The organism is Paraburkholderia aspalathi, from assembly GCF_900116445.1.
Lineage (GTDB): Bacteria > Pseudomonadota > Gammaproteobacteria > Burkholderiales > Burkholderiaceae > Paraburkholderia > Paraburkholderia aspalathi.
The window spans coordinates 145977-160541 of the sequence record NZ_FPBH01000001.1 but is presented as its reverse complement, the minus strand read 5'-3'; the positions used below and the strand labels follow the sequence as shown (position 1 = coordinate 160541).

The 14565-nt window shown below is 62.8% G+C and carries 14 protein-coding genes and 1 pseudogene; 7 read left to right on the top strand and 8 right to left on the bottom strand.

Annotated features, from left to right (window positions below; all coding sequences use genetic code 11):
- Positions 1-38: 38 nt before the first annotated feature.
- Both nusA and rimP read right to left on the bottom strand, forming a co-directional pair.
- The gene (nusA, locus tag BM438_RS00725; protein WP_054034655.1) at positions 39-1514 is read right to left on the bottom strand and encodes a transcription termination factor NusA; all 1476 of its coding nucleotides are present in this window, start codon (positions 1512-1514) and stop codon (positions 39-41) included.
- Positions 1511-1969 (bottom strand): ribosome maturation factor RimP, encoded by a 459-nt coding sequence (gene rimP / locus BM438_RS00720; RefSeq protein ID WP_028199738.1) that lies wholly within the window; start codon positions 1967-1969, stop codon positions 1511-1513. The genes nusA and rimP overlap by 4 nt, the downstream gene beginning before the upstream one ends.
- Before the next feature lie 186 nt (positions 1970-2155).
- On the opposite strand from rimP, the gene BM438_RS00715 reads away from it, so the two are divergent.
- Positions 2156-2506: a hypothetical protein gene (locus BM438_RS00715; protein WP_093632455.1), complete on the top strand. Its 351-nt coding sequence runs from the start codon at positions 2156-2158 to the stop codon at positions 2504-2506.
- Here the strand turns inward: BM438_RS00715 and rluB are convergent.
- From rluB to BM438_RS00695, 4 genes are all read right to left on the bottom strand, one after another.
- Positions 2503-4401, bottom strand: coding sequence for a 23S rRNA pseudouridine(2605) synthase RluB (gene rluB / locus BM438_RS00710; RefSeq protein ID WP_093632453.1), 1899 nt, complete (start codon positions 4399-4401; stop codon positions 2503-2505). The two genes, BM438_RS00715 and rluB, sit on opposite strands and share 4 nt — an antisense overlap.
- A gap of 64 nt (positions 4402-4465) precedes the next feature.
- On the bottom strand, positions 4466-5620 hold the full coding sequence (gene scpB, locus BM438_RS00705; RefSeq protein WP_093632452.1) for an SMC-Scp complex subunit ScpB: 1155 nt from the start codon (positions 5618-5620) through the stop codon (positions 4466-4468).
- Between the two features lie 372 nt (positions 5621-5992).
- The gene (locus tag BM438_RS00700) at positions 5993-7216 is read right to left on the bottom strand and encodes a pyridoxal phosphate-dependent aminotransferase (protein WP_093632449.1); all 1224 of its coding nucleotides are present in this window, start codon (positions 7214-7216) and stop codon (positions 5993-5995) included.
- A 137-nt stretch (positions 7217-7353) separates the two neighbouring features.
- The gene (locus BM438_RS00695; RefSeq protein WP_093632447.1) at positions 7354-8256 is read right to left on the bottom strand and encodes a LysR family transcriptional regulator; all 903 of its coding nucleotides are present in this window, start codon (positions 8254-8256) and stop codon (positions 7354-7356) included.
- Positions 8257-8664: 408 nt separating this feature from the next.
- On the opposite strand from BM438_RS00695, the pseudogene BM438_RS00690 reads away from it, so the two are divergent.
- Positions 8665-9060 (top strand): annotated as a pseudogene (locus tag BM438_RS00690) (transposase); the annotation flags it as partial.
- A 299-nt stretch (positions 9061-9359) separates the two neighbouring features.
- Positions 9360-9614 (top strand): hypothetical protein, encoded by a 255-nt coding sequence (locus BM438_RS00685; RefSeq protein WP_093632446.1) that lies wholly within the window; start codon positions 9360-9362, stop codon positions 9612-9614.
- Positions 9615-9988: 374 nt separating this feature from the next.
- On the opposite strand, the gene BM438_RS00680 is transcribed toward BM438_RS00685, so the two are convergent.
- Positions 9989-10312 (bottom strand): hypothetical protein, encoded by a 324-nt coding sequence (locus tag BM438_RS00680; protein WP_054034659.1) that lies wholly within the window; start codon positions 10310-10312, stop codon positions 9989-9991.
- Positions 10313-10578: 266 nt separating this feature from the next.
- Here BM438_RS00680 and BM438_RS00675 point away from each other — a divergent pair, with 266 nt between their 5' ends.
- The 3 genes from BM438_RS00675 to BM438_RS00665 all read left to right on the top strand — a co-directional run bounded on the left by BM438_RS00675 (position 10579) and on the right by BM438_RS00665 (position 12243).
- A complete protein-coding gene (locus tag BM438_RS00675; protein ID WP_372341958.1) occupies positions 10579-11298 on the top strand; it encodes a YdcF family protein in 720 nt (239 codons plus the stop codon).
- A gap of 245 nt (positions 11299-11543) precedes the next feature.
- Positions 11544-11786, top strand: a complete 243-nt coding sequence (locus BM438_RS00670) for a hypothetical protein (protein ID WP_093632441.1) — start codon at positions 11544-11546, stop codon at positions 11784-11786.
- Between the two features lie 199 nt (positions 11787-11985).
- On the top strand, positions 11986-12243 hold the full coding sequence (locus tag BM438_RS00665) for a hypothetical protein (protein WP_007182306.1): 258 nt from the start codon (positions 11986-11988) through the stop codon (positions 12241-12243).
- A gap of 164 nt (positions 12244-12407) precedes the next feature.
- Here BM438_RS00665 and BM438_RS00660 read toward each other — a convergent pair whose 3' ends face one another.
- On the bottom strand, positions 12408-12698 hold the full coding sequence (locus BM438_RS00660) for a putative quinol monooxygenase (protein ID WP_093632755.1): 291 nt from the start codon (positions 12696-12698) through the stop codon (positions 12408-12410).
- A gap of 563 nt (positions 12699-13261) precedes the next feature.
- Here BM438_RS00660 and BM438_RS00655 point away from each other — a divergent pair.
- On the top strand, positions 13262-14557 hold the full coding sequence (locus BM438_RS00655; protein ID WP_093632439.1) for an EAL domain-containing protein: 1296 nt from the start codon (positions 13262-13264) through the stop codon (positions 14555-14557).
- The last annotated feature ends 8 nt before the right edge of the window (positions 14558-14565 follow it).

Here is a 14565-nt window from a genome sequence, read left to right as displayed (position 1 = left end):
TAACGGCCGCGTTCAATTTAGTGCGCCATGGTCATTTCTCACTGGAACCAATGTTCACGTGCTTTCATGATCAACGCCTTAGCGGCATCCTCTTCCATTCCGGTCATCTCAACCAGTTCATCCACAGCCAGCTCGGCGAGTTCGTCGCGCGTCTGGATCTGATGTTCGGCAAGCTTGGCGAGCAGGTCGGCATCCATGCCGTCCAGGCTCTTCAGGTCGAGTGCAACATTCTCGACCTTTTCTTCATTCGCGATCGCCAACGTCAACAACGCATCGCGCGAGCGATTACGCAGTTCGTGAACGGTGTCTTCGTCGAATGCTTCGATTTCGAGCATCTCGTTGAGCGGCACATAAGCGATCTCTTCGAGGCTCGTAAAGCCTTCGTCGATCAGGATGTCGGCAACTTCTTCGTCGACATCGAGACGCGCCATGAACAGGTCACGCAGTACACCGCGCTCCTGATTCTGCTTTTGCGCAGATTCGTCCGGCGTCATGATGTTGATCTGCCAGCCGGTGAGTTCGCTGGCAAGACGCACGTTCTGGCCGCTGCGGCCGATCGCGACCGCCAGTTCGTTTTCGTCTACGACGACGTCCATCGAATGTTTTTCTTCATCGACGACGATCGACTGGACGGCTGCCGGCGCGAGCGCGCCGATCACAAACTGAGCGGGATCTTCCGACCATAGCACGATGTCGACGTTTTCGCCACCAAGCTCGTTACGCACGGCCTGGACACGCGAACCGCGGATACCGACGCAGGTGCCGATCGGATCGATGCGCTTGTCATAAGCGATCACGCCGATCTTGGCGCGCACGCCCGGATCACGGGCTGCCGCCTTGATTTCCAGCAGGCCTTGTTCGATTTCCGGCACTTCCATTTCGAACAGCTTCATCAGGAATTCGGGCGCCGTACGCGACAGTTCGATCTGCGGACCGCGAGCGGTGCGATCGACCTTGGCGATATAGGCGCGCACGCGGTCGCCCACGCGCAGATTTTCCTTCGGAATCAGCTGGTCGCGGCGCAGCAGCGCTTCGACACGGCCGGTTTCGACGATGAAGTTGCCCTTGTCCAGGCGCTTCACCGAGCCGGTCATGATGTGCTCGCCGCGCTCGAGGAAGTCGTTCAGGATCTGCTCGCGTTCCGCGTCGCGCACCTTCTGCAGGATCACCTGCTTGGCGGCCTGCGCGCCGATACGGCCGAATTCGATCGACGGCACCGGTTCTTCGATGTATTCGTCGAGCTGGATTTCCGGCTTCTGTTCGCGTGCTTCGAACAGCAGGATTTCCTGATCCGGCTCTTGCAGGCCGGCTTCGTCCGGCACCACTTTCCAGCGGCGAAACGTTTCGTGCTCGCCGCTTTCACGGTCGATCTGGACGCGGATATCCGCGTCTTCTTCGAAGAGTTTCTTGGAGGCCGAAGCGAGGGCCGCCTCGAGCGCGGCAAATACCACGTCTTTATCGACGTTCTTCTCGCGTGCCAGCGCATCCACCAGCATCAACACTTCGCGACTCATTGTTTGCGGCTCCTAAAGTCAACTTTCGGAACGAGGCGTGCCTTATCGATATCCGCGACGGTGAAATCGAGCATCGCGGCGCCTTCCTTCCCTTCAAATTCCAGACCGATCGTTTCGCCTTGCGGAGCATGCAGGATGCCCCGGTACGATTTCCGTCCGTCCAATGGCTTTTTCAATGTGATTACCACTTCGCTGCCTGCGAAGCGTTCAAAATCCGCCAGTTTTTTCAGCGGGCGGTCGAGACCCGGCGACGACACTTCAAGCCGCTCATAATCGATATTTTCGACCGTCAGAACGTGCTGGAGCTGACGCGTGACTTTCTCGCAGTCTTCGATCGCGATGCCGGCCGGCTGGTCGATATAAATACACAGCATGCCGCGCCCGGTGCGCTCGAGATCGACGAGCTCGTAGCCGAGTCCCACGACCGTGGTTTCAATCAGTTCCGTCAGTTGCACAGTGCCCTCTAAGATGTTCGCGCGGCGAGACCTGCCGGGTTTGTCTGCAAACACCAATGCGGGCCGCGCGCCAAGCCGGCGCACGTTCGTGCTACCCGAGATGCCGAACCACTTAGAACTGCGCGGCAAAAAAAAATGGGCTAAACGCCCATCATCTTATTACCGGTGGTCGCACCTGAGCCGCACATGAAAAGCCGCACGCCCAGCGACTCCGCGATTGTAGCCATTTTTCGGGACAAACGCAAACCGCAGAACGCCGTAGGGAGCGCATTTCCGCTTGATTTCATGGGAATCTTTCAACGATATGGCGGCGCGCCGGGCCTTTTGCAAGGCGGCTTGCGCCGCCTCGAACCTGCGCCGGACAAGCAGGGCGAGAAAACTCTGCCCCTACTTATGCGCACGCCGCGGTTTTATGCATCAGATGAAACTTACGATGAAATCCGCGGAGCTCGTCGATCGATTCTGACGGCGGCGAAGCGTAAATCGTTGATGAACGATCAGCGGCCAACCGTCATGCTCAAGTTACTTGCCGCTTAACGGCCACGCGAACGGCCGCGCGGTGCGCCACCACCACGATTGGCGCCACCCGCGTTGGGGTTGCCACCGCCACCGGCGCGATTGGCGTTACCGCCGCGATTGCCGGCCGGCCCGCGGCTACCGCCGCCCGGATTGCCGCCGCCAGGGCCGCCAGCGCGCTTACCGCCGCCGGCCGCACGATTGCCATTGCCCGACGGCGCGCGATTGCCGTCGACGTCACGGCCGCCACGCGGGCCAGGTGCACCGCCGCCACCCATCGGGCCGCTGAAACCACCGGCGCTGCGGCCAGCGCCGCGATTGCCGTAACCGCCGCCGCTGCCGCTACTGCCGCCAAACCCACCGCCCGCACCACCGCCGAAGCCGCCACCCGCCGCACCGCGACGGCCTTGACCGCGCGGCTGTTGCTGGTCGAAACGGCCATGCGACATCAGCACCGGTTCGCGGCCAATGAAGCCCATCGACGTTTGCATCGGGTCCGGCTGCTTACGCTCCGGCGCCTCTCGGCGGCCACCCTTTTCTTCCGACGGCGCCTTCAGGCCGACCGACGCCATCAGCGCGCGCACCTGATTGTCTTCGAGCTCTTCCCAGCGACCGCGCTTCAAGCCCTTCGGCAGCGAGATCGGGCCATGACGCGTGCGAATCAGGCGGCTGACCATCAGGCCGGCTGCTTCGAACATGCGGCGCACTTCGCGATTACGCCCTTCGGCGAGCGCGACGTGATACCAGTGATTGGTGCCTTCGCCGCCGCCGTCGCGGATGCGCAGGAAATTCGCCGGGCCGTCTTCCAGCTCGACGCCGTGCAACAGCTTCTGACGCATACCTTCCGCCAGCTCGCCGACCACGCGCACCGCATATTCACGCTCGACGCTGTAACGCGGATGCATGAAACGGTTCGCCAGATCGCCCGAGGTGGTCAGCATCAGCAGACCTTCGGTGTTGAAGTCGAGGCGGCCGACCGCGAGCCACTTGGCGGTCTTCATGGGCGGCAGCTTGTCGAACACCGACGGACGGCCTTCCGGATCGGCGTGGCTGACGATTTCGCCAGTCGGTTTGTGGTACAGCAGCACGCGCGGCGGCTTGTTGGCCAGCTTGCGCTTGACCGGCTTGCCATTGATGCGGACCTGGTCGGTCGGCATGATGCGCTGGCCGATGTGAGCCGGCTCGCCGTTCACCGACACGCGGCCGGCGACGATCAGTTCTTCCATGTCGCGGCGCGAGCCCATGCCGGCTTCGGCCAGCACCTTGTGCAGCTTCGGCGCATCGTCGTCCGCAGCTAGGACGCGCTTGGGCGCGGCCGGCTTGCCACGGCGCAGCATCGGGGCGCGTACGCCGCCGGTTGCGCTGTTGTCCGCATCGAATGCGGGCGAGGTGACGTACGAGAACAGATCGTCCGGATTCGCTTCGGCTGCGATTGCCACCGGCGCTTCGGCGCCACGGCGATTCTGACGCTGACCACCTTCGCGCGGCTGACGCTCGCCGCGCCCACCTTCACGGGGGCCGCCCTCGCGGGGCGCACCTTCGCGCTGACCACCCTCGCGCTTCGCGCCGCCCGCATTGCGACGCGGGCCCTGGCCCTTGGCGCCGCCATCCTTGCGTGGCATGCGCACCTGCGCGACCACCTCGCCGTCCGGCGGCGTTTCGGTGACGACCGGCGCTCCTTGCGCGGGCGCGCCTTCGGCGCCCTTCGTCTTCGCTCCGGCGCGGCGCCGCGCGATCAGGCTGCGCGGCCCGCGACGCAGGCCGCGGCGCGGACGGTCTTCACCGTCTGCTTCCGTGGCCTGCGCCGGGCGCTCGCCCTCGCCTGCCGACGCTTGCGTGGTACGCGCTTCGTCGGCGCGTGCCGACGGCACGGCGCGCTCGGATTCGGACGAATCGGTGTCGTGGGTATGTGTCAAAACAACCTCAAAATGTCAGGTCGCGCGCGCCCATTGCGGGCGCGGCAAAAAAAGTTCGGTTACGTCAGGCGCTGCGCGACTCGGGTTCGTCGTCGGTCAGAATGCCTGCGTCCTGTGCAGCATCGCGACGATCCTCAGGATCGCCGTGCGCTGCCGTGGTCGGGTTCGGCTCGGCGGCGTGCTCCGTATTGCGGAGTACGCCCGAGTCGTGCGCGGGTATTGCCGGATCGGCCTGGGAGACCGGATCGTGATTCAGTGCGGGCTCGGCGGCGCCGGCCTGCGGTTCAACGTTCGCCGCTTCGGCATGTTCCTGCCCATTCGGCGCTGCTGCAGCGCTCTGATGGGACTCAGGCGCCGGTGCGGCGTCCGCCGGATCATGCCTTGCCTCGGCAAGTTCAGTTTCGCCTGCTTCGACTGCCCCGCTGGCCTCAGCCGGCTCCGCGTGCTGCGTCTGAGCGGCCGGCGTTTGATGCTCTTCAGCGTGTTCGCCGGCGATTTCCGTTCCGGCCGCCTCGCCAACCGCCTCAACGTGGCCGTGATCGGCAGTCTCGTCGAGAGATTCGCCTACTTCAGCGTCAGCCTCCCCGATGACAGATTCCGACGGCCCTTCGAGCGGGCTCTCTTCGTCCGAAGCCAATGCCTGTACGGCCCCGGCCTCGGAAAACTCGATCGCATGCTGACCGAGCAGATCCGCATTCAGTTGCGCCGACGGATCCGCGAGCGGTGGTAATTCGTCGAGCGCCTTCAAACCGAGGTCGTCGAGAAATTGCCGCGTTGTCGCGTACAGCGCCGGACGCCCCGGCACATCACGATGGCCGATCACTTCGATCCAGCCGCGATCCTCGAGTTGCTTGACGACCTGCGTATTTACCGTGACGCCGCGAATCTCTTCGATATCGCCGCGCGTGACCGGTTGCCTGTACGCAATGATCGCGAGCGTCTCGAGCACCGCGCGCGAATACTTCGGCGGTTTCTCGGGATGCAAACGATCCAGGTACGAACGCATCGCGGGCTTGCTTTGAAATCGCCAGCCCGACGCCAGCCCGACCAGCTCCACACCGCGCCCAGACCAATCCTGCTTCAGGTCCTCGAGCAAATTCCGAACAGTGTCTGCCGACACGCCGTCGGCAAAGAGCTTGCGCAAATCGACGAGCTTTAACGGCTCCTGCGCGCAGATCAAGGCAGTCTCGAGGACGATCTTCGCCTCTTGGGTATTCATGCAGCTAGGTCAGACCCTGTGGTCAAAGAACCGGATCAAACAGACGATGTGGAACTGAAGACGCGCTCGCCCGATTCTGATCGGTCATATTGATGGGAGCACGCACCGGGGGGAGGCGAAACAGGCAATCGAGCCAAACCCAGCCGGACGGAGCAGCGATATTCCTGAAAGGAATCGCGTGACTGAGCGCCATATTACGCAAAAACAACCAGTGCGTAAAGACGAAATCCCCGGCGCATTTTTAAGCGACGTCCCAAGCTGCGTGCTTTCGCGGAAAACCAGGCGGAAATGCACGAGAATCGGACTGAAATGGACCCTTAATTGGAACCTTACGGGCCCTTCAGTCACGCCAAGCGCCCTTTCCGCCGCGCCTCAACGCGTACCGTGCTGCGCGAGGAAACGCTTCAGACGCTCGACACCCACGTCCAGCCGCGCCGTGTCGCAGGCATAGCACCAGCGCACGAAACCCTCGCCTTGCGGACCAAACGCGCTGCCGGGCGCCACGCCCAGGCCCACTTCGCGCACCATGGCTTTGCATAGCTCGAGACTGCGCGACGCGCCCGGCATCGAGAAAAACACATACATCGCCCCGGGCGGCGCCTTCACGTCGACACCCGGCACCGCGGACAGCGCCCGCACCAGATGGTCGCGCGATGCCTTCAGGTCGAGCACCAGTTCCTGTGTGAAGCGCTCGCCCTGCTGGACGGCCGCGATGCCCGCCTGCTGGACGAAAGCCGGTGCACACGACGTGTTGTATTCGACCAGCTTGCCCAGATCGTCCATCAGCGAGGCCGGCGCGACGATCCAGCCGAGCCGCCAACCGGTCATCAGCCACGCCTTGGAAAACGAATTCACGCAGATCACGCGTTCGTCGCGCGTGGCGAGATCGAGAAACGACGGCGCCGTGCGTGAATGGGTACTCTCAACGCCAGCTTCAGGGGCCGCGTAATAAAGACGCTCGTAGACTTCGTCGGCGACGATCCAGATGCCGTGGCGGCGGCAATGCGCCAGCACGGCGCGCTGCTCGTCGCGGCTCATCACCCAGCCGGTCGGATTGTTCGGCGAGTTGATCAGCAGCATCTTCGTGTCCGGCGTCAGCGCCGCCAGCAACTGTTCGAGATCGAGTTGCCAGCCGCGCTCACCGTAGCCCAGCGCGACGGTTTCTACATGCGCGCCCAGAATCTTGGGAATCTCGACCAGATTCGGCCACAGCGGCGTGACCGCGACAACGCGGTCGCCCGCGCCCACCACCAGCTGCGCGGCCAGCATCAGTGCGTTGACGCCGGCGCTCGTCACCGCAATGTGATCGGACGACGTCGGCCCGTGCAACTTGCTGACGTAGTCCGCGAGCGCCGCCCGCAACGGCGCAATACCCAGGTTATGCGTATAGAAGGTGGCGCCGGCAGCCAATGCAGCGCTAGCGGCGTCGCGGATGAAAGCCGGGGTCACCCGGTCGGACTCGCCGAACCAGAACGGCAACACGTCCGCAACGCCGAAACCGGCGTTCGCGACTTCCCGGATCTGTGAAGGACGCAGTGCGCGCACGGCGTCGCGCGCGTTGGGGACGGAGGGCACGGGCAGATCCGTTTCGCTCATCGAGACTTCCAGACAGTGATGGACGGGTAATGGGTCGAGGCTGACGCCAAGGGAGGCGACAGTTTAGCGCGGCGCCGGCTTTTGGGACGGCGGAGTCGCCGGCGACGTCACCGAGTCAAGCGGCACAGCCAAAGTCATCAGCCCAAATCCTCAGCCCGCGCCGGCAATTGACGAATCAGACTCCACACCGCCTCCGCCGCCGGCGACAGCGAACGGTCGCGCCGCCGTACCAGTTCCACAGTGCGCTCGGCGCGCGGCACGAGCGGCCGCGCCACCAGCGAGGCGCCAGCCGGCAACGGCAAGGCCAGCCAGGGCAGCACGCTCACGCCCACGCCCGCCTCGACCAGCCCAAAAACGGTCGCGGAATGCCCCAACTCCTGCACCACGGTGGCGCTTACGCCGTACTCCTGCATCACGGCATCGATGATCGGGCGGCTACCTGACGCGTAATCGAGCATGACGAGCTGCTGGCCCTCAAGGTCGGTCCATGCCACCTGCTTATGTGCCGCCAGGGGGTGGTCTTCGCGTGAAACGACGCAAAACGAATCAGTCATCAGCGATTCGCTCAGCAGGTCATCGGCGGAAAATGGGCCGATGATCACGCCGAAATCGACTTCACCCGACTTCACCTTGCGCACCACGTCGCTTTGCACGTCGTCGCGCAGACCCAAGGTGATGTAGGGAAACTGGCGTCCGCACGACGCCACCACGCCAGGCATCAACCGGCAAGCGATCGTCGGGCTTGCGGCCACCACCACCCGTCCGCGGCGTTGCTCGCCGATTTCGCGGATCTCGCGCAAGGCGTCGTCCAGATCCGTCAGCAGTCGCGACACGCTCGACACCAGGTTGCCGCCGACATCCGTCAACTGCACCTCGCGTGTGGTCCGGTCGATCAACTTCAGACCGATCTCCCCTTCCAGTTCGCGTACGCAGCGGCTGACCGCCGATTGCGTCAGACCGATTTCATCGCCGGCCCGACTAAAGCTCTGCAAACGGGCGACCTCAATGAAAACCCTTAGCTGACGCAGCGTCACATTCATTTACCAGCCTCATCAATAACCCAGTTTGATGCGCATTGTATGGCGAAATGCCGCACCACATTCGCATTTAGTGCTAACGCTGCAGCGCAGCAATAAGGCGCAAACGCACGCTGGACGGGCTTGATTGCACAAGATTGGTGATTGTCCCGATTTGCGAGATGGGTTTTTTGGATTCTTATACGCCCCTAGCTAGCGCCCGCGCTGGCCCGCTGTCACAGGGCTTTCAGGTAGTTGGATCAAGTTGGCACACTTCCTGCATTTACATGCACACAGGGTCGGCGCCATGACTACTGACTGAATAGCAGATCGTGGCAAGCCCGACCCCCCTTGGCACTCGCCTATCGAGTGCATGGAGAGTGCGCGGCGCGGGGCAGCGCACCGGAGTTAGCTTCGCTGAGGTGAAACATGATGCTGTTCGACGATTTGAGAGACAACGAGTGGGCGCTGGTCGAGGCGTTGTTCTGTGCGGAGCCAGCACGGAGCGAACGTCGTGGTCGACCACGCGTGGAAGCGCGCGCAGTAGTCAATGCCGTGCTTTGGGTGCTGTCGACTGGAGAAGGCTGGTCCAAACTGCCGGGCCGCTATCCGTCGCCGCCGACTTGCCGCCGTCGCTTCGACGAATGGCAAGCCGATGGTACGCTCGCCGAAATAGTTAAGCGACTCGGCACGAGCGGCCGTGAAATTTCGCTGCGCGGCCGCATTGGCGCGACTGCGGCGAAACCGCCGGCACCGCCGAGCCGCGACCGTCTGCGTGGCGCATTCTGGACCAATCCGGAATCGTGGCGCGCGCCGGTCAAGATGGCCTGACGCGAATTGTTTTGCCTCCGGGCGCCTGCGGGCGCCCGGCGTGTATCTGGGCCGTCGTGCGCCGTCTTTCGACGCCTGTCCGACCTGCGATGGGCACCGCTCTTCGGCGCGCCCAACTGAGTCGTCCCCTTCCGTTTCTTCGCCGTCATTGTCGACTCGCTTCAGACACCTGAAGCGAGTCGATTATTGCGGGTGAAACATCCATTTACTATTGCTTACAGCGTGCTTTCGCTACTCGGCATACCTTATGTGTATGCAAACAGGCCTTGAGTCGATCGGCTTGACGGGAGCTCAGCATGAAACCAATGTCACTGCTTCTGTGCGGCATTGTCGTTTCATCAATGGCCGCACCGGCGCTCGCACAGCAGCGCCCACAAGGGTGGAACTGGCGGCCGGATCACACGGCCACCATCGAAGCCTGGCAGCAAAGCGGAACACGCAACCGCGACTTCACGCCGCCTGCGCCCCGTGGCGACTTGCGCGGCGATATCGCGAGCAATGTACGAACGCGACCTGAACCGCCGCGCGACGACCCTGCACGCCGCCGCTAGGCATGCGCCGCCGCGCCGGTGACCGGCTCGGCGTGTGTCAAATCAAATCAGGGGATCGCCGCTGTAGTTCGCCGCCATTGTTTGCTATGGCCGGCGTCCATCGTCACTGCAAGACAACGTGCTACGTGGCGAATTGAACGATCAGGGAACCACCAGCCAATGCGCCAGTCTGATTCAACGCCATTAGCACAGCGTGGCAGTAGTAATTCCGGTACGCCCGTATCCTCGCGATACGGGCTTTTTTTTGCGTCAACGGGTGCGCGGCTCGCACTGTACCCGGCGCACCAGCCAGCCAATAAAGCGAAGCAATGGAATCACCACCAGCCGCGTGGAGCGGCTGGGAAATACAGCGCCAGCGCCTTTCGCCCGCGCCCTTAAGGCCGGGCTTCGAGAGCGGCTGTGGGCCGCGCTTCGGCTGTCGCGACAACGTAGTCGTTCATTCGCTGTGCGGTCCAGCTCAACAGGCGTTCGTCGTGCGCAAGCCTCGCGAACTCGGCTCTGCCGCGGTCAGTGAGCACGGCAATATCAACCGGTGCATGAAAGCCCGGAGCCGGTGCGACGGTGCGCTGCCGAACAGTGTCCATCAAGCCTAGCGCGCGAAGATATTGGAAGACACCCGGTCGTCTGGCCCATGGGACCTGGCGATATTGCGCCCGCCGCAGCGCTTCAAGTACCGCTTCGTTGGAATACGTGGTCATCTCACTTCTTTCTTAAAGTGCAGCTATGACACATCTATGCCCAACACGTCACCGCGCCACCAGTGACGCGCATAGCACCCGCCCTTGGCTGGAAACTGGCCGGTTTCATGCGGTCGAATTCCGCCAGGTGCTGCCCTGGTCTCGTTTTCGGAACCCCCGTCTGAACACCATGTTAGCGTTCTGTCTACGGGCCGACGATGCAACCGCTGCGGCGCGATGGCAGGCCCATAGATTTGTCCCGAAAGTCATACGTTACCCCATTTAAATTGATTCTATTCACTTTATTAGCGCTTTTTTTTGCAGCAATCGTGCTGTGGAAACGCGCCCGCCGACCGCTCGCCATAGGCGCGATCGCCCTGTTCTGGCTGCTCGCCGCCGGCTGGCTCACGGCTCCATTGCTGGAATTGGCGCAGCCGCATCGGCAGACCGACACGCCCGCCCGCTTCGCGCCGCGCACCGCGATAATCATGCTCGGCGGCGGCACCATTTACGGCGATGACGATGTGCTCGTGCCACCGCGTGACGTGCTCGCGCGCATCGCCGCGAGCGCGGAAAACTACGCAGCCTGCAAGCGTACGGCCGCCACGTGTCAGGTTATCGTGAGCGGGGGCAATCCGCAGCGGCATAGCGCAACCGAAGCGGATACCTACCTGCCCTACCTGCTGCGCCGCCAGGTGCCGCGTGCGGACATCGTGCTGGAAAACACCAGCCGCACGACCTACGAAAATGCGCGCAACGTCTCTGCTATTCTCGGCCGGTCAGGTTACGATTCCCTGATACTCGTCACCTCCGCCTATCAGATGCCGCGCGCATTGCTCGACTTCCATCGTTTCGGCCTCACGCCACAGCCGCTGATCTCGAGCGCGCTGCACACAGATCCCGGTGTACTGCCGCGCTATGACAATCTGGTGAATGCAGAGATTGCACTGCACGAACTGATTGGAATCGCGCAATTTCACGTCTATCGTGCAATCGGATGGTTCTGAATCTCGCGATTCCTGACAAAGCAATTTATTTAGAGATGCGAATATTCTTTGTGCCGCCAACGCATTGTCGAGTTCGAAATGAGATCGTCGTCGACAGCGACTGTGGACCGAACGTAACAAGGTGTAACCAATTGTCACTGTAGTTACAAAACGTCCGCTGGAGCGGATATTGCTGGCTAGAATGCATTGTCTTTCCGATTGGACAGGCAAATACTCGGGTCCATTACCACTCTGCGGAGGTAACAATGAAGAAAGTGTCCCTGGCGATCCTGGTTTCCCTCAGTGCCGTAACAGGCGCGGCCTATGCGCAGGACAACGGCGTCATGATGAGCACCGATCCGGCCAAGGCCGCCGACGTCGAGCAGCGCGCGCAAGATTTGCAAAACCGCCAGCAAGCAATGGAAAGCGCGCCTATGCCGGAGAAACATCACAAGATGGCCCCGCACCATCACAAGAAGGCCGCCAAGGCCGAAGCCGCCAGTTCGTAAGCGCAGTTTGACAGCATCACCTGCGGCCTCGCCGCGAAGGTGAAAAGCCGAAGCCGGCACCGCCGGTTTCGGCTTTTTTGTTGTCTAATGGACTCGCCGCAGGCCCGCTGCGGCCGGCCGACGTTATGCTAAAGTCGCGCACCGACCGGCGCCTGCCGGACTCCCCCTAACCTGTGCGCACCTTGGTGCGGAGGACAGCATGAGCAACATCCAGCTAGATATCGAATGGACTGAAGCAGCATCTCGCAAAATCGAAAAACTGATGCCGCGCGGCGGTCAGGAAGCGTTCCTCGCGCTGCCGCCCGTCGAGTGCCTGCCGATGGAAGGCGACGTGCTGTTTCTTGGCCCGGACGGCAAGCAACAGCCGTTCATTGTCGCGGAACGCCAGTATCACCACGACGGCGATGCCGACTGGACCATCATCCTGATCCTCGACGTCCCGCAAGCCACGCACTAAAGATAAACGGCGAGCGCCGCGCAGGCCGTGTCCGGTCTGGCAGCTCACTCGCCGTCGTTCGACTTTCGGGGTTCGACCTTCAGAGATCTCCCGCTGTTCGCCCCCGCTGTTCGCCCCCGCTGTTCGCCCCCGCTTTTCGTCCCCGCTTTTCGCCCTTTGAACGCTTACGCGATCTTCGACAAGACGCGAATTTCCGCGTGTTCGACCCAATCCGCCACCGCTTTCTTATAAGCGGCAATGTGCGCGGATTTTGCATGCGCCGCCAGCGCTTCCTGGCTTTTCCAACGCTCGACAAACACGAACCGGCGCGGCTCCTGCACGTCACGGTGCAGATCGTATTGAAGCGCACCTTGCTCTTCGCGCGTAGGCCCAACGATGCCTTCTGCCGCTTCGCGCAATTGCTCTTCATAACCCGGCTTTGCCACCGAGATTGCGACCACCGCTATTTCCGTCATGCCTGTACTCCGTTTGTTCAGGAAAAGCAGCAGCATACCCGCCGCCCGTCAATCCTGCAGGCGCTCACGCGCACTGGGCCGGCTCCTGCGGCCACGCCGTGATTACCCTGCAGCAGAGCCACCCGCGGACGCAAAAAGTCTGAGCACCGTCCTTGCCTGGAGTTTGGCGGACAGCCACTTACCGCCCTGCTACCCTCGGTTTCATACGCATGATTGATTGCATTCGAACGGTCGGTCCTGCGCGCGGCAAACGAGTGCGAAACCCACGCCAAACACCCACAGGACCGGGGCCGGCCACCGCGCCACGGCCGGTTTGTTAGCCGCCCAGCCACATCCCGCGTCTGTGATAACCCGCACATTCACGCGAAGTTCGAACTGCTAGACTGGTTTTGACTAATCCCGCCGGAGCCCAGCATGGCTGGCATTGCTCTCCGCGTTCCCGGGCTGTGCCCGCCTTACCCTGCCGGCGCCTGGGCTGTGCATCCGTTGCGCGTTAAATCTGTCCGCGCGCCCCGTCACCCGCTTGCCGCGATGTCACTATGCCCGCACTCATGCCTGCCCTTATGCCGACCGTCAGCGAATTGACCCTTAGCGGCCTGCTCCCGCATCTGGTCCGGGACGAGTCCGGCTGGACCGCGACGTGGCGCGCGCTAACCCTGCACAGCGTGTTCCAGCCGGTGCTGTCCGTTACGCATCAGTGCGTGGTCGGCTACGAGGGTCTGCTGCGCGCGTTCGATCCGGTCGGTTTGCCGGTATCGCCGGAGGTGCTCTTCTCCGGCACACGCTCGGCCGCCGACGCACGCGAGCTCGATCGCATCGCACGCTGCCTGCACGTGGCGAATTTCATGGAACAGGGTATCAGCACCGGCTGGCTGTTTCTGAATACGCGTCCGCAGGTGTTCGAAACCGGCTGGCCGCAGCGCACCTTTATCGACGAGCTCTCGGCGCACTTCGGCTTGGCGCAGGAGCGCATCGTCATCGAAGTACTTGAACAACCTGCCGACGATGAATCCGCTGTCGCCAGCATGCTCGCGGCGTCGCAGCCGCGCGACTTCCTGATTGCGATCGACGACTTCGGCACCGGCTTTTCAAACTTCGACCGCGTGTGGCGCTTTCGCCCCGACATCGTCAAACTCGACCGCTCGCTGGTCGCGCGCGCGGGCAAGCGTGAAGGCGACGATTCGATGATCAGCCATCTGATCGCGATGCTCCACCAGTCCGGTACGCTGGTGCTGGCCGAAGGTGTCGAAACCGACGAAGAGTTGATGATTCTGATGCAGGCCGACGTCGATTTCGTGCAAGGCTTCTGGCTCGGCCAGCCGAAGGGTTCGGTGCAGGCGGCGTGCGCCAAAGTGCCGGCGCTGATCGAGTCGATGTGGAGCAAATTCGCCGCCTATGAACAGGCTCATGCGGGCCACCAGCGGCTTGGTTTCGAAGGGTTCGCCGAAGCCGTGCTCGCCGCTTCCGACACCTTCAAAGCCACCGGCGATCTGCGGCAGGCGGCGCAAAAGGTGTGGCATCTGCCCGAAGCACGCCGCGTGTTCGTCACCGACGGCCAAGGCGAACAGACGCAAGCGTCGGTCTCGGCCGTCTCGCTGCCGCCGCCTCCGCTGCGGCTCGCGCCGCTCTATACCGATACGCGCAGCAACTGGTCGCGGCGCGCGTACTTCAAGCACGCACTCGCCGCGCCAGGACGCGTCGCCATGATGGGGCCGCACTACTCGCTCGCGGACGGCCAGGATTGCTATACCGCGGCAATCGCATTCGAGCGTGACGGCACGCATGTGCTGTGCGTCGATTTTGTGCCAATGACTTCGCCGGCCGATACGCGTTCTGGCCGACGCGGGGGCAAACGCTGAACGCGAGC

Coding starts and splice junctions, on each gene's coding strand:
- nusA (WP_054034655.1), bottom strand. CDS start 1,514: ATGAGTCGCGAAGTGTTGATGCTGGTGGATGCGCTGGCACGCGAGAAG.
- BM438_RS00715 (WP_093632455.1), top strand. CDS start 2,156: ATGAAAAGCCGCACGCCCAGCGACTCCGCGATTGTAGCCATTTTTCGG.
- scpB (WP_093632452.1), bottom strand. CDS start 5,620: ATGAATACCCAAGAGGCGAAGATCGTCCTCGAGACTGCCTTGATCTGC.
- BM438_RS00700 (WP_093632449.1), bottom strand. CDS start 7,216: ATGAGCGAAACGGATCTGCCCGTGCCCTCCGTCCCCAACGCGCGCGAC.
- BM438_RS00695 (WP_093632447.1), bottom strand. CDS start 8,256: ATGAATGTGACGCTGCGTCAGCTAAGGGTTTTCATTGAGGTCGCCCGT.
- BM438_RS00685 (WP_093632446.1), top strand. CDS start 9,360: ATGAAACCAATGTCACTGCTTCTGTGCGGCATTGTCGTTTCATCAATG.
- BM438_RS00680 (WP_054034659.1), bottom strand. CDS start 10,312: ATGACCACGTATTCCAACGAAGCGGTACTTGAAGCGCTGCGGCGGGCG.
- BM438_RS00670 (WP_093632441.1), top strand. CDS start 11,544: ATGAAGAAAGTGTCCCTGGCGATCCTGGTTTCCCTCAGTGCCGTAACA.
- BM438_RS00665 (WP_007182306.1), top strand. CDS start 11,986: ATGAGCAACATCCAGCTAGATATCGAATGGACTGAAGCAGCATCTCGC.
- BM438_RS00660 (WP_093632755.1), bottom strand. CDS start 12,698: ATGACGGAAATAGCGGTGGTCGCAATCTCGGTGGCAAAGCCGGGTTAT.
- BM438_RS00655 (WP_093632439.1), top strand. CDS start 13,262: ATGCCGACCGTCAGCGAATTGACCCTTAGCGGCCTGCTCCCGCATCTG.